This window comes from Burkholderia sp. Ax-1720 (assembly GCF_011753035.1).
GTDB classification, from domain to species: Bacteria; Pseudomonadota; Gammaproteobacteria; order Burkholderiales; family Burkholderiaceae; genus Burkholderia; species Burkholderia gladioli.
In genome coordinates, this window is sequence record NZ_VWWK01000057.1 from 1 (window position 1) to 22142 (window position 22142).

Consider the following 22142-nt stretch of genomic DNA (forward strand, 5'->3'; position numbering starts at 1 on the left):
GGCCACGCCGAATCCGGCACCTGCCGCGCCGGCCACCGCGCCGAACGCCGTGGCCCCGTCCGCGCCGGCTCCCTCGCCGGCCGTGCCTGCCTCGATGTCGAGCGCAGCGCAGGCAGCGGCCCCTGCCGCTTCGGCACCGGCCGCCTCGACGCCCGCTGCCTCGACGCCCACCACATCGGCACCCGCTGCCGCCTCGGCTGCCACGCCGAATCCCTGAGCCTGCACTTGCGCCCATCCTCGTCGCTCATCGCGAGCGACGAGGAATATCCCCCGCCGAGTATCAAAATCCATCAACGATGCGATGTGTCGTTGACACCACCGCTCGCCAATCGATTTGAATATCGATATTCAAATCAATAAACCCCGCCTTATTTTCGCTTTATCCCTCATCCATCCCGATTCATTCATCCCGGAATATTTTTCGATTTATTTGCCGATACGCTCGGCGAGCCGTGTTTCAAACGGCAGCCAATGATGCAGACAAAGGATTCAGGCTTCACTCATTGATCTTCAGGAGGAAAGCATGTCCGATACGCAAATCTCATCGAATCGCGCCGGGGAATTCTCGATTCCGCCCAATACCCAGTTCCGCGCGATCTTCTTCGCCAATGCCGCCGAGCAGCAGCACATCAAGCTGTTCATCGGCGACAGCCAGGAACCGGCGGCCTATCACAAGCTGACCACGCGCGACGGCCCGCGCGAATCCACGCTCAATTCCGGCAACGGCAAGATCCGCTTCGAGGTAACGGTCAACGGCAAGAAATCGGCCACCGATGCGCGGCTCGCGCCGATCAACGGCAAGAAGTCCGATGGCCAGCCGTTCACGGTCAATTTCGGCATCCTCGTTTCGGAAGACGGCCACGACAGCGACTACAACGACGGGATCGCGGTCCTGCAATGGCCGATCGGCTGAGAAAAAAGAAACAGGAATGCAAAACGGCCGCCCCGAATACGGGCGGCCGTTTTTCGATGCATCACGCCTCGCTCCGGCATTCGTCCGGAGCGGGACACACGCGATTCGCTCAATCCCATTCAGGCGCCAGGCCAGCCGGGCTCACTTCGCGGCCGTTGCGCTCGAGGCCGGCGATGCGCGCCATCTCCGCGTCGCTCAGCTTCAGGTCGCGAGCCAGCAGGTTGCTGGCCAGGTTGGCGCGCTTGGTCGACGAGGGGATCACCGCGTGACCGAGCTGCAGGGCCCAGGCCAGCGCCACCTGCGCCGGCGTCGCGCCATGCGCGGCCGCGATCTCGCCGAGCACCGGGTCGCCCAGCACCTTGCCGTAGGCCAGCGTCATGTACGAGGTCACGGCGATGCCCTGCGATTCGAGGAAGGCCACCAGCTTGCGATTCTGCAGATAGGGGCTCAGCTCGATCTGGTTGGTCGCGATCGCCTCGGCGCCGAGCACCTCGATCGCCTCCTGCGTCAGCGCGATATTGAAGTTCGAGATGCCGATCTCGCGCGTCAGGCCGCGCGCCTTGGCTTCGGCCAGCGCCTCCAGCGTGGCCGCCAGCGGCACGCCGTTGCCGGGCGCGGGCCAATGGATCAGCGTCAGGTCCACCTGGTCGGTGCGCAGCTTGGCAAGGCTCGCCTCGAGGCTCGGCGCCAGCTTGTCGGCCGCGTAATGGTCGACCCAGATCTTGGTGGTGAGGTACAGCTCCTGGCGCGCCACGCCCGATTCGGCGATCGCGCGGCCGACGTCGGCCTCGTTGTCGTAGATCTGCGCGGTGTCGATCGCGCGATAGCCGAGCTCGAGCGCGTCGCGCACCGAGTCGACCACCACCTGCCCTTTCAGGCGAAACGTGCCGAGGCCGAACGGAGGAAGGCTAGTCATGATTCGTTGTCCTGTCGATGAGTGCCGGCGCGATGCCGGCCGGATAAGGATGAAATGCGGATGAAAAGCGGATAAAAAGCCGATGAAAAGCGGCGCGCCGGGCGCGCCGCGCGAGTCTTCGGGCGCTCAGCAGGCCAGCGCCCGCGGACGGCGGCGCAGTTGCGAGAGCACCAGCAGCAGGCCCAGCACCGCGATTCCCGCGCCGACCATCGGCACCGCCGAGTAACCGAGGCCCGAGGAGATCGCCGCGCCGCCGGCCGCCGCGCCCAGCGCGTTGCCGAGGTTGAAGGCGCCCACGTTGACCGAGGAGGCCAGGCCCGGCGCTTCCGAGGCGGCGCGCATCACGCGCATCTGCAGCGGCGGCACTACCGCGAAGGTCGCGATGCCCCATACCAGCAGGGCCAGCGCGGCGCCCACATGGGTCGCGGCCAGCATCGGGAAGGCCAGCATCACCACGATCAGCAGCAGCAGGAAGGCGATCAGGCTGCCGTCCAGCGAGCGGTCGGCGAGGCGGCCGCCGGCCACGTTGCCGATCGAGAAACCGACGCCGATCAGCACCAGCATCGCGGTGACGAAACCCGGCGTGGCATGCGTGAGCTGCGCGAGGGTCGGCGCCACGTAGGTGTAGAGCGTAAACATCGCGCCCGCGCCCAGCACCGTGGTGGCCAGCGCGCCCAGCACCACGGGGCGCGTGAGTACCGCGAGTTCGGCGCGCAAATCCGGCATGCGGCCCGACTCGCCCCTGGGCAGGGCCGCGAACAGCCCCGCGATCGCCAGCAGGCCGAGGCCCGCGGTGGCGACGAAGGACATCCGCCAGCCGATCATCTGGCCGAGCCAGGTGGCCGCCGGCACGCCGCCCACATTGGCGATGGTGAGGCCCATGAACATGGTCGCCACCGCGCTGGCCTGCCGCTCGCGCGGCACCACCGAGGCCGCCACCACCGAGCCGATGCCGAAGAAGGCGCCATGGTTGAGGCTGGTGACGAGGCGCGCCAGCAGCAGCGTGGTGTAGTCGGGCGCCGCCGCCGAGAGCAGGTTGCCGATCGTGAAGATGCCCATCAGCAGCATCAGCGCGGTGCGCCGCGAGGCGCGCGCCAGCAGCAGGGTCATCACCGGCGCGCCGACCATCACGCCGATCGCGTAGGCGCTGATCAGCATGCCGGCGCTCGGGATCGTGACATGCACGCCCTCGGCGATCACCGGCAGCAGCCCCATCGGCGAGAACTCGGTGGTGCCGATGCCGAACGCGCCGACGGCCAGCGCGAGCAGCGGAAGCGTCGAGCGCGGGGCCGACGCGGCGGTGGAGGAGGAAGCGTTCATGGCAGCGGGTCCTGTGGCGAAGCGGACGACGGACGCCCGCGATTTCGGTTGATGCGTAGTGTGCCCGCGATGTTGCCATGCAAAAAGCCGGTCGTCGTGGAAAGACCCTTGACTCGAAGTCAATGATCGGGGCACTGGCGAACCCTCCACCCTTGCCATTTCAAGGCAAGGACACGCGTCATCATTCACGCTTATTGTTTCGATAAGTGTTTTTTATTGCTCCATCATCACGAATCTCCGCGCAATATGCCAATTCCCTTCATTGCTCCGGCGATCCGGCCGTAGCCCGCATTCCTGCACGAATTTCTTCCCGAATCCCAAATACGATCTTTTGCTCTGTTGATGCATAATTGATCTATCGCGCCGCAGCACGGCTGGACGGCGCCGCCCTTCATAAGCATCGAGACAGGAGACAAGGCATGAGCACCGAATCGCTCGCGATCGACACCGGCCGAAAGCGCTCGCAGGCCGCCACCATGCGCATCACGGCGGCCGTCGCCGCGATCGCCGGCGGCCTCTACGGCTACGACACCGGCATCATCTCGGGCGCGCTGCCGCTGATCGCGCGCGATTTCGCGCTCGACTACCGCGCCCAGGAATGGGTGGCCGCGGCGATCCTGCTCGGCGCCGTGATCGGCGCGCTGGCCTGCACGCGCCTGTCGGCCAGCCTGGGCCGGCGCCGCACGATCCTGGTCGTGTCCGCGATCTACACCGTCGGCGTGATCGCCGCCGCGCTGTCGCCTTCGGCGCTCTGGCTGGGCGCGGCGCGCCTGGTGCTCGGCTTCGCGGTGGGTGGCTCGACCCAGATCGTGCCCACCTACATCGCCGAACTCGCCGAGCCGGCGCGGCGCGGCCGGCTGGTCACTTACTTCAACGTCTCGATCGGGATCGGCATCCTGATGGCGGCCATCGTCGGCGTGGCCGGCCAGCAGCTGGTGGACTGGCGGCTGATGATCGGCCTGGCGGTGCTGCCCTCGCTGGTGCTGCTGTTCGGCATCTCGCGGCTGCCCGGCAGCCCGCGCTGGCTGGTCGAGCAGGACCGCCTGCACGATGCCAGCGCCGCGCTCGCGCAGGTGCGCGACTCGGAGCGCGCGGTGCGCGAGGAGCTGGCCGAGATCCGCGCCACCGTCGAGCGGCAGCGCCGCGACGGCGCCGGCGGCTGGCGCGCGATGCGCGAGCCCTGGGTCAGGCCCGCGCTGGTCGCCGGGCTCGGCGTGGCCGCCTTCACCCAGCTCACCGGCATCGAGATGATGATCTACTACACGCCGACCTTCCTGCGCGACGCCGGCTTCGGCGCCTCGGCCGCGCTCTGGGCGGCGCTGGGCGTGGCCACCACCTACCTGGTGATGACCTTCGTCGGCAAGCTCCTGATCGACCACGTCGGGCGCCGCGCGCTGAGCCTGGCGACGCTGCCGGTGGCCGCCGCCAGCCTCGCCGCGCTCGGCTGGGTGCTGCAGGACGGCGCCGGCGGCGCGCAGCGGCCGCTGTGGATCGTGGCCTGCCTGATCGTGTTCATGATCTTCAACTCGGGCGGCATCCAGCTGATCGGCTGGCTGCTCGGCTCCGAACTCTATCCGGTAGCGATCCGCAACCAGGCCACCGGCGCGCACGCGGCCACGCTGTGGGGTTCGAACCTGCTGCTCACGGGCACCGCGCTGAGCATGACGCAATGGCTGGGGGTGGGCGGCGCGATGTGGGTCTATGCGGCGCTGAACCTGCTGGCCTGCCTGTTCATCTATTTCGCGGTCCCGGAGACGCGCGGGCGCAGCCTCGAGCACATCGAGCGCGCGCTCAAGGAAGGCCGCTTCACGCCGCGCGCCGCCGCCCGCGCGCGCCGCACGCCCTGAAACACCGCGGCCGCGGCGGTCGCCGACGGGCAAACCCATGTCGGGCGCCGGGATGACCGGCGCCCGACGTTCCCGGTATCATGGCCGGTTACCGCAGGAGAACTTCCCCATGTCATCCCCCTTCCCTTCCACGCTGCGCACCGATCGCGCCCTGATCAGCGACTGCGACGGCGTGCTGGTCGACAGCGAGGCCATCGCCGAACGCATCGTCATCGAGCGCCTCGAGGCGCTCTGGCAGGTCGAGGGCGTGCACGACGCGATCCGCCCGCTGCTCGGCATGCGCACGGCCGTGGTGCTGACCGAGGCCGCCAAGGTGTTCGGCCGCAGCATCGACGAGCCGCAGATCCACGCGATCCGCGAGGAGATCCGCACGCGCGCGGCCGATGCGCCCGAGATCGCCGGCGCGGTCGAGGCGCTGAAGTCGATCGAGCTGCGCCTGGCCTGCGCCAGCAACAGCGACCTCGATTATGTCGAGCGCGTGGTCAAGCGGCTCGGCCTGGACAGCGTCTTCGGCAACCGCCTCTTCACGGGCGAGCGCGTGGCACGGCCCAAGCCCGCGCCCGATGTCTACCTGGCCGCCTCCGAGACGCTGCAGGTGCCGCCTTCGGGCTGCGCGGTGGTGGAGGACAGCGTGACGGGCGCGCGTGCCGCGCTGGCCGCCGGCATGACCGTGCTCGGCTTCACCGGCAGCGCGCACTCGCCGGCCGAGCGGCGCGAGGCGCTGCGCGAGATCGGTGTGCACGTCACCTTCGAGCGCATGACGGAATTGCCCGGCGTGGTGGCGCGCTGGCTCGACGGCGAGTTCGGCGTGGCCAGCGATTCGTCGCAGCCGGCGAATTCGGCGGCCTGAGCCGGCGCCGATCGCCGGGCGGCGGCCGACCTCGGCCCGGCGGCGATAAATCGATTCGGTGCCGTAAAAACAAAACGGGCCGTCTCCCGCGAGACGGCCCGTTTCGTCACGACGCGGCGGCCATGCACCGCCGCGTGCCGTTCATCCGGCGCTCAGAGCGCCGGGATCACGTCGATGCGCAGCGCGGCACCGCCGTTGGCGACTTCCAGCAGGCGATCGACGTTCGGGTGCGCGCCGGGACGGTTGCGCGCGTCGGCCGTGTGCTCGCCGAACACCGCCAGGCCATGCTCGGCCGCCTTCGCGTCGAGCGTGCCGAACACCAGTTGCAGATAGTGATAGACGGCCAGCGAGCCTTGCTTGCCGGGCTTGTTCTCGATGGTGGCGAGCACCGCACCGCTGGCATCGACCAGGTCGATCCGTTCGATGCCGTCGATCGGCGGCAGTTGGGCGAGGTTGTCCTTGAAGACGGGGGTCGGTTGAATCACGGCAGGCTCCGCTGAAGGTCGGTAAAAGTGGGCGGGCCGTATCTTAGTCGATATTCCCGGTCGACATTGTCGGCCGCCATCGGCGCGACGCGCCTGCCTCGCCGATCGACACAGGCCGGCGCGGTTTTTCGGCGCCCGGTAGAATCGGTCGCTTCGTTCACCGCCCCGCCCCTTGCCATGACGCATTTCGCTCCCGTGCGGCTCGACCATGCGAGCCGCCTGCTGAACCACGGCCCGACCGTGCTGGTCACCAGCACCGACGGCACCCGCCGCGACGTGATGGCCGCCGCCTGGTCGATGCCGGTCGAATTCACGCCGCCGCGCCTGGCCGTGGTGATCGACAAGAACACCTACACGCGCGAGCTGATCGCCAAGAGCGGCATCTTCGGCATCGTGGTGCCGGGCTTCGCCGCGCTCGACCTCACCTTCGCGGTGGGCAGCACGAGCGGCCGCGACGAGGACAAGTTCGCGCGCTACGCGATCGACGCGCGCCCCGGCCCCGCACTGGGCGTGCCGGTGATCGAGACCGGCTGCGCGGCCTGGCTCGAATGCCGCCTGATTCCGGAGCAACACACCGAGGATGCCTACGACACCTGCTTCTGCGAGGTGGTCTCGGCCGCCGCCGACAGCCGCGTGTTTGCCAACGGCCACTGGAACCTCGACGACAGCCACCCGGAGCTGCACACCATCCATCATCTCGGCGCCGGCAAGTTCGTGCGCGCCTCGAGCATCACGCAGGCCAAGCCGCTGTAAGCGGCCAGGCGCTCAGCCGCGCCGCCCGCCCCTGCCTGCCGCCGCCCGCCTTCCGACGGGCGGCGGCCTCCCTCACAGCAAGGCCACCAGGTTCGCGACCACCTGCTCGCGCTCGCGTTCGCGCGTGGCCAGCGCCAGGCGCGCCACCGCCGGCACGCCGTCGATGTCGAGATAACGCACGCCCTGCACCCGCACCTGCTCGAACGCGGCCGGCACGATCGACAGCCCGAGCCCGGCCGCCACCAGGTTGATCACCGAGGAGATCTGCGGCGCCTCCTGCGCGAGCCGCGGCAGGAAGCCCGCGCGCCGGCAGGCATCGAGGATCTCGGCGTAGAGCGTGGCGCCGGCCGGCCCCGGCACCAGCACGAAGGCCTCGTCGGCGAGCTCGGCCAATGCCACGCGCCGCCGCTGCGCGAAGCGATGCGAGGCCGGCACCACCAGCTTCATCGGCTCGTCGGGAAACGGCCGCAGCGCCAGGCCCTCGAACGAGCTCGGGCCCGGCCGCACGAACACCGCGTCGAGCCGCTCGTCCGCGAGGCGCCGCACCAGCTCGGGCGTGTTGGCCTCGTCGAGCGACACGTCCACACCGGGATAGGCCGCCTTGAAGCGCTGGATCAGCGCCGGCACCACGGGGTTGAACACGGCCGAGGCGGTGAAGCCGAGCCGCAGGATGCCGGTTTCGCCATTGCCGGCCTGCTGGGCCGCACGCCGCGCCCGCGCCGCGTCGTCGAGCACCCGCGCGGCCTCGACGCGGAAGGCCTGGCCCGCGCTGGTCAGCACCACGCCGTGCGCGGTGCGCCGGAACAGCTCGACGCCGAGCTCGCGCTCCAGGTTGCGGATCTGCTGGCTGAGCGGCGGCTGGCCGATGCCGAGCCGCTCGGCCGCGCGCGTCACATTCGATTCCTCGGCGATCGCGAGGAAATAACGGAGATGGCGGAGTTCCATGAGATATCTGTAAAACGTCTTTCTTTGATCCTTTTCATATATTGGACAGTATAACTAGCGGCGCGGACAATCGGGGCTGTCGTCAAGTCCTTACGCCCGTACCATCATGAGCCCTGCTTCCTCCCCCGCCCCGGCAGCCGCCGACACGCGCGTCGCCCCCGGCAGCGCCGACTATCGCCGCATCAGCCTCGCGCTGTTCCTGGCCGGTTTCTCGACCTTCTCGCTGCTGTACTGCGTGCAGCCGCTGCTGCCGCTGTTCGCGCAGGCCTTCTCGATCGGCGCGGCGCAGAGCTCGCTGGCGCTGTCGCTGTCCACCGGCTGCCTCGCCGTCGCGATCCTGGCGGCCAGCGCGCTGTCCGAGCGCCTGAGCCGGCGCCGCCTGATGTTCGTGTCGATGGCGCTGGCCGCCGCGCTGAACCTGGCGGCCGCCTGGATGCCGAGCTGGCCGGGTGTGCTGGCAGCGCGCGCGCTCGAGGGCCTGGTGCTGGGCGGCGTGCCGGCCACCGCGATGGCCTACCTGGCCGAGGAGATCCAGCCGCGCGGGCTCGGCCTGTCGATGGGGCTCTACGTGGGCGGCACCGCCTTCGGCGGGATGGTCGGGCGGGTCGGCATGAGCATGCTGAGCGACTGGATGTCGTGGCGCGCGGCGATGCAGTGGATCGGCGCGATCGACATCGCGGTGGCGATCGGCTTCGCGCTGCTGCTGCCCGCCTCGCGCCACTTCGTGCCGCGCGCGGGCGTGAGCCTCGGCGAGCATGTCGCGCAATGGCGTCGCCAGCTCGCGCACCCGGCCCTGCCGGCGGTGTTCGCGATCGGCTTCCTGGCGATGGGCGAATTCGTGACGATCTACAACTACGCGGGCTTCCGCCTGATGGCGCCGCCCTTCTCGCTCGACGCCACGCGCTGCGGCCTGATCTTCAGCGCCTACGTGTTCGGCATCGTCGCCTCCTCCACGGCCGGCGCGCTGGCCGACCGCTTCGGCCGGGCCCCGGTGATCGTGGCCGGGGTGGCGACCAGCGCGGCCGGCGTGGCGCTCACGCTGGACGCCTCGCTGGCGGTGGTGATCGTCGGCATCGCGCTGCTGACGATCGGCTTCTTCATCACGCATTCGGTGGCCAGCAGCTGGGTGGGCCTGCTCGCGCAGGGCGCCAAGAGTTATGCCTCGGCGCTCTACCTGCTGGCCTATTACGTCGGCTCCAGCGTGCTCGGTTCCTGGGGCGGGCAGTTCTGGCAGGACGGCGGCTGGCACGCGGTGGCGGCCTATGCGCTGGCTTTGCTGGCGGCGGCCCTGGCCTGCGTGGCCTACCTGGCGCGCGCCGCGCGGCGGGTGACGCGCCCGGCTGGCGGGGCGCACACGGCTTGAAGCGCGGGTAAAACGCGAGTGAGGTACGATCCCGCCGTCACCGCCGACCTCGCCTCCGCTTCCCCCAGATCGCCTCATCGCCCCATCGCTACACGGACCTGCCACACAGGCCTGCCACACTGCCGCGCAACCCGGCTCACCAGCCCCGGCCCCAGCGACAGGACAGCCCCCAGGACAGCCCCATGTGGCAGGAAGACCGTCATCAACGCATCCGCGCGCTGCTCACCGCGCTGCATCGCGTCTCGACCGAACGCATCATGGCCGAGCTGGGCGTATCGCGCGAAACCGTGCGGCGCGACCTGCTCGATCTCGAAACCCTCGGCGACCTGGTGCGCGTGCGCGGCGGCGCGATACGCCCCGACGCGCCGGCCGCCGCCATCGAGCGCGCGCCCGCGCGTGAACGCGTCGAGCGGGCCATCGCCAAGGCCGCGGCAGCCCAGGTCGGCGCCGGCCAGACCCTGTTCCTCGACGCCGACAGTCGCAGCCAGGCGCTGGCCGACGAACTGGTCGCGCTCGAAGGCCTGACCATCCTCACCAACTCGCTCGACGTGGTCGCGCGCCTGCGAGCGCCGCTGACGCAAGCGGCCAACGCCAACCAGGTGATCATGCTGGGCGGCGCGGTGGCCGCCCAGACGCTGGCCACCGCGAGCGCCGAGACGGTGCGCGAGATCCAACGCCATCGCGCCGACCTGGCCCTGCTCGCGCCGGACGGCCTGGACGCGCGGCACGGCGCGAGCCATGTCGACCGCGCCCAGGCCGAGGTGGCACGCGCGATGTGCGAGGCGGCCGACCGCGTGGTGATGCTGGCCGATGCCGCGCGCCTGGGCCTGCGCAGCCGCGTGAGCTATTGCGCGGCCGACGCGATCGACCTGCTCGTCACCGAACGCGGCGCCGCCGGCGCCGACGCCTTCGCCGCGCTGGAGCGGCGCCTGCCGAAGGTGCTGCTGGCCTGACGCGCCGGCGCCCGGCGCGCGTGTCGATGCGAGGCATGGCCTCCGCGTCGAGGCAAAAACGCCACGGAATGACACACGATTGACAAGCTCGACGTAAAGAATCGCACGGGAAAACCGCCCAATGCCGCTTGCCGGTTGCTTTCGGGGCGGTTGCAGAGATTTGCTGATTTGCCGATTCGTGGAATTGTCGTTAGCATTTTTCATCGTTCCGGTTCCGCGCCCGCCTCCCTGTCGCGATCCGGCTGCCCGCCCCGTTGTCGTCAGGAAGTCCGATGAGCCGTCGTCACCTCGCGCTGTTCGATCTCGACCACACCCTGCTGCCGCTCGACAGCGACCAGTCCTGGGCGCACTTCCTGGCCCGGATCGGCATCGATGGCGCGGCCGAGCACGTGGCCTCGATCGATCGCCTCTATCGGGACTACGCGGCCGGCGCGCTCGACATGGACGGCTACCTGCGCGTGGCGCTCGCGCCGCTGGCACGCCACACGCGCGCCGAGCTCGACGGCTGGCACCAGCGCTACATGGCCGACGTGATCGAGCCGGCGATCCTGCCGGCCGCGCGCGAGCTGATCGAGCGTCACCGGCAAGCCGGCGACCTGTGCTGCATCGTCACCGCCTCGAATGCCTTCGTGACCGGCCCGATCGGCCGCGCGCTCGGCTTCGAGCACCTGCTGGCGATCGAGCTGGCCACCGAGGGCGGCGATCCGGCCGCGCGCTACACCGGCGCGGCGCTCGGCGTGGCCTCGTTCCGCGAAGGCAAGATCACGCGCACCGAGCAATGGCTGGCCACGCTCGGCGCCAGCCTCGAGGATTTCCCGCGCAGCTTCTTCTACAGCGACTCGATCAACGACCTGCCGCTGCTGGAGCGCGTCACCGACCCGGTCGCCACCAACCCGGATGCGCGATTACGGGCGATCGCCGACGAACGCGGCTGGCCCGTGCTCGAGCTGTTCCCCTGAACCCGGGAAGGGTCGGCAACCGATATGCCGGCGCCGTCCCCGCCATTTGCCTCGCCGCCCCGATCGCGACGATGCCGCACGACGAAGCCGCGCCCCGGGCGCCGCCGTCCCGACCGAATACCGATAACGATGAAAGAACGCGCCACCGTCCTGTGCCGACGCGACAACAAGATCCTGCTGGTGACGCGGGCCCGCTCGCGCTGGGCCCTGCCCGGCGGCACCATCCACGCCGGCGAGACGCCGCATGAGGCGGCTTGCCGCGAACTGTTCGAGGAAACCCGCCTCGACGATCTCGAACTGCACTACGCGTTCCAGTTCGGCGGGCTCAGCAAGCGCCACCACGTCTTCATCGCCGACGTGCCGGCCGGCCGCAAGGCGCTGGCCAGCAACGAGATCCTGCGCTGCCACTGGTTCGGCCGCCGCAAGTTCGAGACGCTGGCCGTCAGCGTGCCGACGCGCAAGATCGTCGAGATGGTGACGAAGATGGGGTCGTGAGGGCGTCGATCCCGAGGTCGCCGCGACAAGACAGGACGCTCGGCCGGCGCGGCGGCACCCACGCGCCGCGCGCCCTTCAATCGAAGGCGCGCCCCATGCGCTCGGCATCCTCGGCCGATTGCGGACGCAGCAGCTCGAACATCGCCGAGGGTTCGATCGCCGCGTAGTCGCCGGGGCCGCCGGCGCGCAGCACCGGATGCGCCTCGGCGGTGCGATAGATGCCGTCGCGCAGCAGCTCGCGGCGGATATGCACGGCCACCACCTCGCCCAGCACCAGCCAGCTGCCGAGCTCGCCGCCGCCGGCATCCTGCAGGCGCACGATCTGGGTCTTGCGGCACTCGAAGTGCACCGGGCTGGCCGCCACGCGCAGCGCGCGCACGCGCCGCGACGGCACCAGCTCCAGGCGCGCCACCTCCGCCTCGCTCTGGCCGCGCGGCAGCGGCGCGCAACTGATGTTCATCTGCTCGACCAGCGCGCGCGTGGTGAGATTCCAGACGAATTCGCCGGTCGCGTCGATGTTCGCCACGCTGTCCTTCCAGCCCAGGCTGGCGAAGCCGATGATCGGCGGCCGGTAGTTGAAGCCGTTGAAGAAACTGTAGGGCGCGAGGTTCGGCCGGCCTTCGGCGTCGACGCTCGAGATCCAGCCGATCGGGCGCGGCCCGATGATCGCGTTGAACGGGTCGTGCGGCAGGCCGTGGCCGGCCGCCGGTTCGTAGTAGTGGTAAGGGGATTCCTGGGGCGCGCTCACGCGGGGCTCCTGCTCGACTCGGGGAAGAATGGCGCGCGGGGCCGGCCGGGGTCGAGACCGGATCGCGGCGCGCGCCGCAGCCTCGAACACTAGCGCATCTCGCCTCGCGTTGCAGGGCGCCGCCGCTGCGCGGCGCGTGTGCCGAGCACCGCCGAGCCGCCGGCCCCTGGCGCGCTATGGCAGACTGTCGGGCGCTCGTCGCTCCCTAATCAGCCCAGCCCAACCTGCCGCTCAAGCCGCGCCGCCACTCGATGCCCACCCCGCCGCCCCTGCCCGCCTGGCTGATCGCCGCACTCGAGCGGCGCGCGCTGCGCCTGGATGCCGATCAGATGGCAGCCGCGGCGCGCCTGGATGCCTTGCTGACGGGCGCCCTGCCCGAGGACCTGATCGGCGCCTACTGCTACGGGCCGCCGGGGCGCGGCAAGAGCCTGCTGGCCGCGCTGTTCCACGAGGCCTATCCCGGCGCGCGCGTGCGCACCCATTTCCACGCCTTCCTGCGCGACGTGAACCGCCGCCTGGTGGCCGCGCCGCCGTCCGACGACAAGCTCGGCGAGGTGCTCGCGCAGTGGCTCGGCAACAGCCGGCTGCTCTGGTTCGACGAGTTCCACGTGCACGACATCGCCGACGCGCTGATCCTCGCCGCGCTGCTGCGCGTGGCGATCGCGCGGCGCGTCTACCTGCTGTTCACCTCGAACCAGGCGCCCTCGGCGCTGCTGCCCGATCCCGAATTCCATCATCGCTTCGAGCCGACCATCGCCGCGCTCCAGGCGCATTGCCTGATGCTGCCCTTCGAGGGCGCCGTCGACTATCGGCGCATCGCGCCCGGGCATGGCCGCCAGGCCGCGCCGGCCGGCGACGCCACGCCCGGCGACGGCAGCCTCGCCGCGCTGTTCGTGCGCCACGGCGACACCATCCTCGCCACCGACACGCGCGTGCCGATCGCCACGCGCCCGCTCGAAGCCAGGGCGGCAGGCGCCCACACCCTGTTCTGCGACTTCGATGCGCTCTGCGCGCAGGCCCGCTCGCATCTCGACTACCTCGACCTGGCCGCGCGCTACCGCGTGCTGGTCCTCGACCACGTGGCGCTCGACGCGTCCACCGCGCGCGCCACGCTGCAGCGCTTCGTCTGGCTGGTCGACATCCTCTACGACCAGCAGGCCAGCCTGGTCTTCCTGCACGACGCCGACTACGAGGCACGCGTCGGCCAGCGCGACGACGTGCACGGCATCGAGCGGACCTGGTCGCGCATCAGCGAGATGCGGGCGGCGGCGCGACGCTGATCGCGCCCCGATCGCCGTCGATCGCCAGCCGCCCGCCCCCGTTCGTCCCGAAGCGCCGCCCCACGGGCCTCACCGGGCTCCGGCCGATTGCATCGAATTCACGCGAGACCGATTGCACAGGCCAAAAAGACTGTATATATTTACAGTACCAGATCACCCGACGAGGTCTTCCATGACGACGATGTCCGACCTGAGCCCGAGCAGCCAAACCGGCGCGCGCCCCGATGCCGACTGGCTGGTCGACGATTACGAACTCGAGCAGATCGAGTCGCACCGCGCGCGCTACCGCGCCACCCAGGATCTGCATCAGATCCTCGTCACGCTGGCGCGCCGTGCCTTCGGCCCGCGGCGCGGCAGCCCGTTCGGCGAGCTGCGCGGCCCGAGCTGGGCGATGCTGCTGGCGATCGAGGAACGCGCCTTCAACGACCCCGGCTTCCGGGCCCGCCACGATCCGTCGATGCTCGCCAGCCTGCCGCGGCTGGCCGGGCGGCGCGGCCTGGAGGAGGAGCAGCATGCCGAGGCGAACCTGCGCGTGGACGACGACGACATGCCGCTCGTGATCGGCGTGGCGGCCGCCCTGCTCGGCGCGAACGACATCGAGGTCGATTGAGGCCCCCGCCGCGCGCGGCGCCCGAACCCGCCTTGCGCTTCTCCGCCCCATCGACTGGCGTGACCAGCCGGCGCTTCCCGCGCCGGCTTTTCTTCGTTCGGCTGTTCTGCATTCCCTTCCCGCCCTCTGACTGCATCGGCCGAACCCGAAGCAGGTAGTCTCCATACCGGTATCCCAAGGCGTCTGTTTGCGCCCTCGCGCGCGGCGTAGCATCGTCCCGATTGCCGCCCCGCACCGCGCACGGCGGCCCCACAAGACCGCTACCACCGAGGAGACGCGATGAGCCGTCCCGCTTACCGCCCGCCGGCCGGCACCGACGACGACGGCCACGCGCACTGGCGCCGCAACCTGGCCGTCTGCGTGTTCGGCTCGTTCACCACCATCGTCTCGATGACCCTGCTGCTGCCCTTCCTGCCGCTCTATGTCGAGCAGCTCGGCGTGCACGAGCCGGCCGCGATCGTGCAATGGTCCGGCATCGCCTACGGCGCGACCTTCTTCACCGCCGCGCTGACCGCGCCGCTGTGGGGGCGCCTGGCCGATCGCTACGGGCGCAAGCTGATGCTGATCCGCGCCAGCCTCGGCATGACCATCGTGATGTCGCTGATGGGGATCGCGCACGACGTCTGGCAACTGGTGGCGCTGCGGCTCGCGGTGGGCCTGCTGGGCGGCTACGCCTCGGGCTCCACCGTGCTGGTCGCCACCCAGACGCCGAAGGCGCGCTGCGGCTGGGCGCTCGGCCTGCTGTCCTCGGGCATCATGGCCGGCAATATCGCCGGGCCGCTGATCGGCGGCTGGCTGCCCTCGCTGATCGGCATCCGCGCGACCTTCCAGGTGGCCGGCGCCGCGATCGGCCTGACCTTCCTCGCCACCGTGTTCCTGATCAAGCGCGACCGCCCCGCCGCGGCCGGCCGCGGCGCCGCCGACAAGCCCGGCTGGGCCGCGCTGCCCGACCGGCGCCCGGTGGCCGCGATGCTGGTCACCGGCGCGCTGCTGATGCTGGCCAACATGTCGATCGAGCCGATCATCACGGTCTATGTCGCGCAACTGGTGCCGGCGCACCAGGTCACCCTGGTGGCCGGGCTGGTGATGTCGGGCGCCGCGCTCGGCAGCATCCTGTCGGCCTCGCGGCTCGGCCGGCTGGCCGACCGGATCGGCCACTGGAACGTGATCGTCGGCTGCCTGGCCGCCTCGGCGGTGCTGCTGGTCCCGCAGGCCTTCGTCACCGCCGGCTGGCAGTTGATCGCCCTGCGCTTCGCGATGGGCATCGCGCTGGGCGGCCTGCTGCCCTGCGTGGCCAGCGTGATCCGCCACGCCGCGCCGCCCTCGGTGGCCGGCACCCTGCTCGGCTACTCGACCTCCTCGCAATACGCGGGGCAGGTGCTCGGGCCGCTCGCGGGCGGCTACTTCGGCGGTCACTACGGGATGCGCTCGACCTTCTTCGGCACCGCCGCGATCATGGCGCTCGGCGCGCTGGGCAATGCGATGATGCGCGCGCGGGTGGCGCGCTCGGGCGGGGCCGGCACGCGGCCGGCGGCAGCGGAATGAGGGGATGATGCGGGAACCCGAAGCGGGGAAACTGAAGCGGGGACACTGAAGCGGCGAGTCTGAAGCGAGGAAGCCGAGGCGGGAAATGCAGAGCGAGCGCTGCGGCTCGCTTCAGTACGACATGCCGTCGACGCGCATCGCCACCGATACCGGGTCCTGCCGCGACAGCATCTCGCGAAAGCGCACGCCGCCGCGCTCGTTGGCCGGGTCGCGCTCGGCCGCGTATTCGAAACGCCCGCCGCAGGGGGCGTCGAAGCAGCGGAACACATTGGCGCCGGAGCGATCGCGGTCGAGCCGGCGCGAACCCTGCCAGCCCTGCGCGCCCATGAAATTGCCGCCCGCGATCAGGTCGTCGAGATCGCCGACCTCGAAGGCGATGCGGTTGATGCCGGGTCGATTGGCGCGCTCGCTCAAGCGCAGGCCGTGACGGCCAACCCCGGCACCGCAGCGCAGGAAGCTGCCCGCGCCCGGCGCCGAGGCGGCCAGTTCGAAACCGAGCCGGTGCCGATAGAAATCGATCGCCGCGTCGCGTCCCGCCTCGGGAATGTCGAGCGTGACACGCGCCAGCCGCAGCACGCGTGCGCGCGTATAGGCATCGAAGGTGCGGTTCCAGTAGAACAGGTCGTCGCGCACGCCCTGCGCGCGGCCCGCGCCATCCCCGCCGCGGCGGATCTCGCCGATCGGCAGCGGCTGCGCGAGCGCGAAGCCGATCGCGTAGCCGGTCTCGTCATGGGTATGCAGCACGCCCTCGCCATCCACGCGCACCGCGCGATCGCGCGACAGCGTGTTGTGCAGCGCATCGAGCGAGGCGATCGAATCGACGCCCCAGATCAGCTCGCGCAAGGTCGAGCCGGTCTCCAGGCCTTCGGGCAGGTCGCGCGCCTGCGCGGCGACCAATCGCAGCGACTGGTTCGCGGGCGTGGCGAACACGACGCGATCGTTGCTGGTATCGATACGAGCGAGGCCAAAATCCTCGACGAAACGGATACTGTCGGCAAGTTCGTCAACACCGTACGTCACTGATTCGATTCTGGTAATCGCCATCGGGTCGTCTCCGGTCTTTGCTGCTTGTTCTGGCATTGCGCATGCATCGCGCCGGCCGGACAGTCTAGCATCGGCGACGGGAACTCGCCGGCGCGGGAAAAAGCACGAACGGACTTCCCGATGCGCCGGTTTGCGCATCGGTTTGCGCGTCTAGCCCGGCGCCAGTTTTTGCCCGGCCAGCAGTTGATGATGCCGGGCCTCGGTCTGCTCGTCGGCGGGAAACATCGATTCGAGACGCAGCTCCTGCGCGCTCACGCTCTGCGGCGCGCCCACCGTGGTGACCAGCGAGAAGTAGCGCAGCACCACGCCGTCCTTGACGAAGCCCAGCGGGATCATCGGCAGGCCCGCCGAGGACGCGCTCGCGCGATGCGTGCGCCAGTCGCGCGGCACCGCCGGATAGGCGAGCAGTTCGTCGAGCAGGCGCCGCGTGCCGGCATCCACGGCATGACCCACCGTCTCGCGATGCAGGCGCTGCAGCAGGCTGCGCGCCACCGCGTCCCAGTCGTCCAGGAAGGGGCGCAGGCCGCGCGGATCGAAGATCAGGTGCAGCATGTTGCGCGGCTCCTGGCGCGCGGCCATGTCGATGAAGCTGCCGAACAAGCGCAGCGCCGCCTGGTTGTTCATCAGCACGTTCCAGTGACGGTCCATCACGATCGCCGGAAAAGGTTCGTGCTGCGAAACGAGCCGCTCCAGCGCGCGAATCACGCCCTGCATCTCCTGCGCGTTCCAGGGCGGCTCCGCGTAGACGGGCGCGTAGCCGGCCGCGAGCAGCAAGGCATTGCGTTCGCGCAGCGGCACCTCGAGCGCCTGGGCCAGCGTCAGCAGCGTGTCGCGGCCCGGCACGCTGCGCCCGCTCTCGATGAAGCTGATCTGCCGCTGCGAGATGCCGGCCTCGAGCGACAGCCCGAGCTGGCTCGCGCCGCGCACACCGCGCCAGTAGCGCAGCAGCTCGCCCAGCTCGCTGGCGGCGGTTTTCGGATCGGAACGCTCGGCGCTCATCGGATCTCCTTGCATGGCGTGACCGGCGTGACCGGCGTGACACGGGGCGGCACGAGCGGCCAACCCGCTCAAACAGCCGGTGCCTGCCAGGCGTAAGCCTCGAATTGTGCCTCGAGCGGCGGCTGCGTCACGCCGCAGCTGTAGTTGGTGATGGTCGAGGCCGCCACCACGGCGACCACCTCCAGCACCTGCGGCGCGCTGAAGCCGGCCGCGAGGAAGGCCTCGCGATCCGCCCCGGGCAGGCGGCCGCGCCGCTCGATCAGCTTGCGCGCCAGCGCCGAGAGCGCGGCGAGCCGCGGGTCCTCGGGCAGCTCGCCACGCCGGATCGCCTCGACGTCGGCGGGCGCCACGCCCTGCTGCAAGGCCAGCACGGTATGGAAGGCCACCGGCCAGGCGCTGGCATTGACCACCGCGTTGGTCAGCAGCAGCACCTGGATCTGCGGCTCGGTGAGGCTGCTCGCATGCACCTGCTCGAACAGGCCGATGAAGCCGCGGATCAGCACCGGCGAGGCCGCCATGGTGGCGGCCACGTTCGGGATCAGGCCGAAGGCCTGCTGCAACTGGCGCAGCACCGGCTGCGATTGCGCGGGGGCGGATTCGATCGTATGGACGGGATAAAGCGACATGATGGCTCCGGGTCGACGCGCGCCGCCGGAATGGCAGCGCGACCCGGCCAGACTACGAGCGCGGGCGCGGCGCGCCAATTACATCGGATGTCATCGCCGAGCCGCCGCGTCATCGCTCACCACGGCACCACGCGCCCCTGGTAATCGAGGTATTGCAGGCCCGGGCGCCCGGCGTTCGCCGCGATCGTGTCGACCAGCTTCGGGATGCTCTCGTCGATGCCCAGGCGCGCCTGCGGGCCGCCCATGTCGGTGCGCACCCAGCCCGGCGCCATCAGCAGCAGCGTGCGCGGATCGCCGGCATGGCGCGCCGCGAAGCTGCGCATCAGCATGTTCAGCGCGGCCTTGCTGGCGCGGTAGACCTCGTAGTTGCCGTTCTCGTTGTTGGCCACGCTGCCCTGCCCCGATGACATCAGGCCGATCGTGCCCGCGGCCGTCACCAGGGATTCGAAACGCTCGATCACGCGCATCGGGCTCAGTGCGTTGGTCACCATCACGCGCACGAACTCGTCGGTGGAGACATCGGCGATCGTCTCGCCGTCGTCGTTCTTCACGCCCGCGTTGACGAACAGCAGCTCGAGGCGGCGCCCGGCGAGCCGCCGATGCAAGGCCTCGACCTGCTCGGGCACGGTGATGTCGACGCTCTCGACCTCGAGCAGGCCGCCGGCGCGCTCGGCACGCTGGCGCAGCGCGCCCAGCGAGCTGGCGCGGCCGGTGGCGATCACGCGCCAGCCGCGTTGCAGGTATTGGTCGACCAGGGCGAAACCGAGGCCGCGCGAGGCCCCGACGATCAGCGCGGTCGCTTGGGAATGGGAATGTGTCATGTGCGATGTCCTGGCAAGCCGGCCGACGCCATCGTCGGCCGATGCAGGCAATGTAGCGAGCGGCCCGGCCGGGCGGAAGGCGCGCGGCGTGCAGGGATGGGTTGCAGCGCACGCCATGTCGGAATGCCCATGCTAGGATCCGCGCATGGCCGATTCCGACCTCAATCTCCTCGTCGCGCTCGACGCCCTGCTGGCCGAAGCCAGCGTGGCCGGCGCCGCGCGACGGCTCGGCCTGAGCGCCTCGGCCATGAGCCGCACGCTGACGCGGCTGCGCGAGGCCACCGGCGACCCGCTGCTGGTGCGCGCCGGGCGCCAGATGCTGCTCACCCCGCATGCCGAGGCGATCCGCTCACGCACCCGCGACACCCTGCACGAAGCCCTGGCCGTGCTGCGCCCCGCCGGCGCCGACCTGGACCTGGCCTCGCTGCGCCGCACCCTGACGATCCGCAGCAACGAGGGTTTCGTCGAGGCCTTCGGCGCGGCCCTGGTCGCGGCCGCCGCGGCCGAGGCGCCGCATCTGCGGTTGCGCTTCACCGCCAAGCCCTCGAAGAGCGCCGCGGCGCTGCGCGACGGCTCGGCCGAACTCGAGATCGGCGTGCTCGGCGAGATGGGGCCGGAAGTGCGCCTGCAGGCGCTGTTCCGCGATCGATTCGTGGGCGTGGTCAGGCAGGGGCATGCGCTGGCTCGCGAGGACGTGATCAGCGCCGAGGCTTATGCCGGCTTCGGGCATGTGGTCGCCTCGCGTCACGAGGACCCGCGCGGCCCCGTCGACGACGCGCTGGCCGGGCTCGGCCTGCAACGCGCGATCGTGGCCGTGGTGCCGGGCTTCCCGGCCGCGCTGGCGATCGCGCGCGGCACCGACCTGGTGGCGCTGGCGCCGGCCTCGTTCCTGGTTCATCGCGGCGCCGCGGCCGAGGACGGCCTGCATGTGTTCGAGCTGCCGGTCGCGACCGCGCGAATCACCGTCTCGCAGATGTGGCACCCGCGTCTCGAGGCCGATCCCGTGCATCGCTGGCTGCGCCAGCGCGTGCTCGCCGAATGCCGACGGCTGATGCCGGACTGAGCCGGATCGAGCCCCGGCCCGGCCGCCCCTCCGATCAGCGGATCACATCGACGAGCAGCGCCTCGCCGCCCGTCACCGCTACCTCGATCGCTCGACGGGCAAGCCCCGCGAACCACCTCAACCCAAGCCCGGCCCCGACAAGGGCAGCCCCGCGCCCGCGTGCGCATCGGCCGGCGGTGCATCGTGCGGCGCCTCCAGCGCCAGCTCCTCGTGATGCGTGCGATCGAGCACCGCGCGCGCCCGGTCCATGTCGAGCGCGCCTTCCCAGCGCGCCACCACCACCGTCGCCACGCCGTTGCCGATCAGGTTGGTGACCGCGCGCGCCTCGTTGAGGAAGCGATCGACGCCGAGCAGCAGCACCAGCCCCGAGACGGGAATCTGCCGCATCGTCGCCAGGGTCGCGGCCAGCGCGACGAAACCGGCGCCCGCCACGCCGGCCGAGCCCTTCGAGGTCAGCAGCAGCACGCCCAGCACCAGCAACTGATCCCAGATCGACAGGTGGATGTTCATGGCCTGCGCGATGAACAGCGCCGCCATCGTCAGGTAGATCGCCGTGCCGTCGGCGTTGAAGGTATAGCCGGTCGGCAGCACCATGCCGACCACCGGCCGCGAGCAGCCCATGCGCTCCATCTTCAGCAGCATCTGCGGCAGCACCGCCTCGGTCGAGGCGGTGCCGAGCGTGATCAGGATCTCGTCCTTGATGTAGCGGAGGTATTTCCACAGCGACAGCCCGCACAGGCGCATCGCCAGCCCGAGCCCGAGCGCCACGAACAGCACCGAGGTCAGGTAGAGGCACAGCATCAGCTGGCCGAACGAGGCCAGCGTGCCGATGCCGTACTTGCCGATGGTGAAGGCCATGCCGCCGAAGGCGCCGATCGGCGCCACGTACATGACGATGCGCACCACCCCGAACATGCCCTGCAGGAACATGTCGAGCATGTCCACCAGCGGCGCGGTGCGCGGCCCGAGCTTGGCCAGCGCGATCGCGAAGATCACCGAGAAGAAGATGATCGGCAGGATCTCGCCCTTGGCGAAGGCGCCGACGATGCTGCCCGGCACGATGCTCATGAAGAACTCGAGCATGCCGTGCTGCTGGGCCGCGTGCGTGTAGGTGGCGATCGAGGCGCTGTCGAGCGTGGCCGGGTCGATGTTCATGCCGCTGCCGGGCCGCACCAGGTTGACGATCACCAGGCCGATCAGCAGCGCGAGCGTCGAGGCCACTTCGAAATACAGCAGCGCCTTGACGCCGACGCGGCCCGCCTCGTGCAGGTCGTTCATGCGCGCGATGCCGACCACCACCGAGGCGAAGATGATCGGCGCGAGCGCCATGCGGATCAGCTTGATGAAGAGGTCGCCGAGCGGCTTCAACTGCGAGCCGAGATCGGGAAGGAAGTGGCCGACCACGACGCCGGCGAGGATACCGATCAGCACCTGCACGTAGAGGCGCGAAAGCGATTTCCGGATGCGCGATACCAGCATGTCTGTCTCCTGTGCATGCCGTCTTCCGATGGGAACCGGAACGCGCGCCTCCCGCGTCCGTCTCGTCGCGGCCCTGCACGCGAATCCGCCAGTCTTTCTTGTTCTTGGAGTGAAACGGCGGGGCCGCG

Annotated in this window: 23 protein-coding genes; 12 read left to right on the forward strand and 11 right to left on the reverse strand. The window is 70.3% G+C overall.

Features of this window, described 5'->3' with window-relative positions; genetic code table 11:
• Window positions 1-225 (reverse strand): hypothetical protein (locus F3J18_RS37840; RefSeq protein ID WP_205195472.1); only part of this gene is annotated, 225 nt, incomplete at its 3' end.
• A 298-nt stretch (window positions 226-523) separates the two neighbouring features.
• On the opposite strand from F3J18_RS37840, the gene F3J18_RS17915 reads away from it, so the two are divergent.
• On the forward strand, window positions 524-913 hold the full coding sequence (locus F3J18_RS17915) for a fucose-binding lectin II (RefSeq protein ID WP_105851485.1): 390 nt from the start codon (window positions 524-526) through the stop codon (window positions 911-913).
• 109 nt (window positions 914-1022) lie between these two features.
• Here the strand turns inward: F3J18_RS17915 and dkgB are convergent, their stop codons facing one another.
• Together dkgB and F3J18_RS17925 are read right to left on the reverse strand one after the other, a co-directional pair.
• A complete protein-coding gene (dkgB, locus tag F3J18_RS17920) occupies window positions 1023-1829 on the reverse strand; it encodes a 2,5-didehydrogluconate reductase DkgB (protein ID WP_166913548.1) in 807 nt (268 codons plus the stop codon).
• 126 nt (window positions 1830-1955) lie between these two features.
• The gene (locus F3J18_RS17925; RefSeq protein WP_166913549.1) at window positions 1956-3149 is read right to left on the reverse strand and encodes an MFS transporter; all 1194 of its coding nucleotides are present in this window, start codon (window positions 3147-3149) and stop codon (window positions 1956-1958) included.
• Window positions 3150-3568: 419 nt separating this feature from the next.
• On the opposite strand from F3J18_RS17925, the gene F3J18_RS17930 reads away from it, so the two are divergent.
• Both F3J18_RS17930 and F3J18_RS17935 read left to right on the forward strand, forming a co-directional pair.
• Window positions 3569-4996 carry a sugar porter family MFS transporter gene (locus F3J18_RS17930; protein WP_166913550.1) on the forward strand — a complete coding sequence of 476 codons (1428 nt, stop codon included), beginning with the start codon at window positions 3569-3571 and terminating at the stop codon, window positions 4994-4996.
• Window positions 4997-5105: 109 nt separating this feature from the next.
• Window positions 5106-5846 (forward strand): HAD family phosphatase, encoded by a 741-nt coding sequence (locus tag F3J18_RS17935; RefSeq protein ID WP_025098606.1) that lies wholly within the window; start codon window positions 5106-5108, stop codon window positions 5844-5846.
• Window positions 5847-5998: 152 nt separating this feature from the next.
• Here F3J18_RS17935 and F3J18_RS17940 read toward each other — a convergent pair whose 3' ends face one another.
• A complete protein-coding gene (locus F3J18_RS17940; protein ID WP_025098607.1) occupies window positions 5999-6331 on the reverse strand; it encodes a DUF2322 family protein in 333 nt (110 codons plus the stop codon).
• Between the two features lie 177 nt (window positions 6332-6508).
• On the opposite strand from F3J18_RS17940, the gene F3J18_RS17945 reads away from it, so the two are divergent.
• Window positions 6509-7084 (forward strand): flavin reductase family protein, encoded by a 576-nt coding sequence (locus F3J18_RS17945; RefSeq protein WP_166913551.1) that lies wholly within the window; start codon window positions 6509-6511, stop codon window positions 7082-7084.
• Between the two features lie 72 nt (window positions 7085-7156).
• On the opposite strand, the gene F3J18_RS17950 is transcribed toward F3J18_RS17945, so the two are convergent.
• Window positions 7157-8029: a LysR family transcriptional regulator gene (locus F3J18_RS17950; protein WP_025098609.1), complete on the reverse strand. Its 873-nt coding sequence runs from the start codon at window positions 8027-8029 to the stop codon at window positions 7157-7159.
• A 106-nt stretch (window positions 8030-8135) separates the two neighbouring features.
• On the opposite strand from F3J18_RS17950, the gene F3J18_RS17955 reads away from it, so the two are divergent.
• From F3J18_RS17955 to F3J18_RS17970, 4 genes are all read left to right on the forward strand, one after another.
• A complete protein-coding gene (locus tag F3J18_RS17955; protein ID WP_166913552.1) occupies window positions 8136-9392 on the forward strand; it encodes an MFS transporter in 1257 nt (418 codons plus the stop codon).
• 182 nt (window positions 9393-9574) lie between these two features.
• Window positions 9575-10345, forward strand: a complete 771-nt coding sequence (locus tag F3J18_RS17960) for a DeoR/GlpR family DNA-binding transcription regulator (protein ID WP_166913553.1) — start codon at window positions 9575-9577, stop codon at window positions 10343-10345.
• A gap of 272 nt (window positions 10346-10617) precedes the next feature.
• Window positions 10618-11304 (forward strand): HAD family hydrolase, encoded by a 687-nt coding sequence (locus tag F3J18_RS17965; RefSeq protein ID WP_036034147.1) that lies wholly within the window; start codon window positions 10618-10620, stop codon window positions 11302-11304.
• A gap of 129 nt (window positions 11305-11433) precedes the next feature.
• The gene (locus F3J18_RS17970) at window positions 11434-11799 is read left to right on the forward strand and encodes an NUDIX domain-containing protein (RefSeq protein WP_025098613.1); all 366 of its coding nucleotides are present in this window, start codon (window positions 11434-11436) and stop codon (window positions 11797-11799) included.
• A 76-nt stretch (window positions 11800-11875) separates the two neighbouring features.
• Here F3J18_RS17970 and F3J18_RS17975 read toward each other — a convergent pair whose 3' ends face one another.
• On the reverse strand, window positions 11876-12547 hold the full coding sequence (locus F3J18_RS17975; protein WP_025098614.1) for a flavin reductase family protein: 672 nt from the start codon (window positions 12545-12547) through the stop codon (window positions 11876-11878).
• 251 nt (window positions 12548-12798) lie between these two features.
• Here F3J18_RS17975 and zapE point away from each other — a divergent pair, with 251 nt between their 5' ends.
• From zapE to F3J18_RS17990, 3 genes are all read left to right on the forward strand, one after another.
• Complete coding sequence (gene zapE / locus F3J18_RS17980; RefSeq protein WP_166913554.1) at window positions 12799-13827, forward strand: cell division protein ZapE; 1029 nt, start codon at window positions 12799-12801, stop codon at window positions 13825-13827.
• Window positions 13828-13999: 172 nt separating this feature from the next.
• Window positions 14000-14437 (forward strand): DUF2471 family protein, encoded by a 438-nt coding sequence (locus F3J18_RS17985; protein WP_013697316.1) that lies wholly within the window; start codon window positions 14000-14002, stop codon window positions 14435-14437.
• A gap of 279 nt (window positions 14438-14716) precedes the next feature.
• On the forward strand, window positions 14717-15982 hold the full coding sequence (locus F3J18_RS17990; protein WP_166913555.1) for an MFS transporter: 1266 nt from the start codon (window positions 14717-14719) through the stop codon (window positions 15980-15982).
• 111 nt (window positions 15983-16093) lie between these two features.
• Here the strand turns inward: F3J18_RS17990 and F3J18_RS17995 are convergent, their stop codons facing one another.
• The 4 genes from F3J18_RS17995 to F3J18_RS18010 all read right to left on the reverse strand — a co-directional run bounded on the left by F3J18_RS17995 (window position 16094) and on the right by F3J18_RS18010 (window position 19472).
• Complete coding sequence (locus F3J18_RS17995; protein ID WP_152554376.1) at window positions 16094-17164, reverse strand: VOC family protein; 1071 nt, start codon at window positions 17162-17164, stop codon at window positions 16094-16096.
• A gap of 12 nt (window positions 17165-17176) precedes the next feature.
• Window positions 17177-18025: a helix-turn-helix transcriptional regulator gene (locus F3J18_RS18000; protein WP_166913556.1), complete on the reverse strand. Its 849-nt coding sequence runs from the start codon at window positions 18023-18025 to the stop codon at window positions 17177-17179.
• A 68-nt stretch (window positions 18026-18093) separates the two neighbouring features.
• A complete protein-coding gene (locus tag F3J18_RS18005) occupies window positions 18094-18651 on the reverse strand; it encodes a carboxymuconolactone decarboxylase family protein (protein WP_166913557.1) in 558 nt (185 codons plus the stop codon).
• Window positions 18652-18767: 116 nt separating this feature from the next.
• The gene (locus F3J18_RS18010) at window positions 18768-19472 is read right to left on the reverse strand and encodes an SDR family NAD(P)-dependent oxidoreductase (RefSeq protein ID WP_025098619.1); all 705 of its coding nucleotides are present in this window, start codon (window positions 19470-19472) and stop codon (window positions 18768-18770) included.
• A gap of 145 nt (window positions 19473-19617) precedes the next feature.
• Between F3J18_RS18010 and F3J18_RS18015 the strand changes: the two genes are divergently transcribed.
• Complete coding sequence (locus F3J18_RS18015) at window positions 19618-20535, forward strand: LysR family transcriptional regulator (RefSeq protein ID WP_166913558.1); 918 nt, start codon at window positions 19618-19620, stop codon at window positions 20533-20535.
• A gap of 117 nt (window positions 20536-20652) precedes the next feature.
• On the opposite strand, the gene dctA is transcribed toward F3J18_RS18015, so the two are convergent.
• A complete protein-coding gene (gene dctA, locus F3J18_RS18020) occupies window positions 20653-22014 on the reverse strand; it encodes a C4-dicarboxylate transporter DctA (RefSeq protein WP_025098621.1) in 1362 nt (453 codons plus the stop codon).
• Between the last annotated feature and the right edge of the window lie 128 nt (window positions 22015-22142).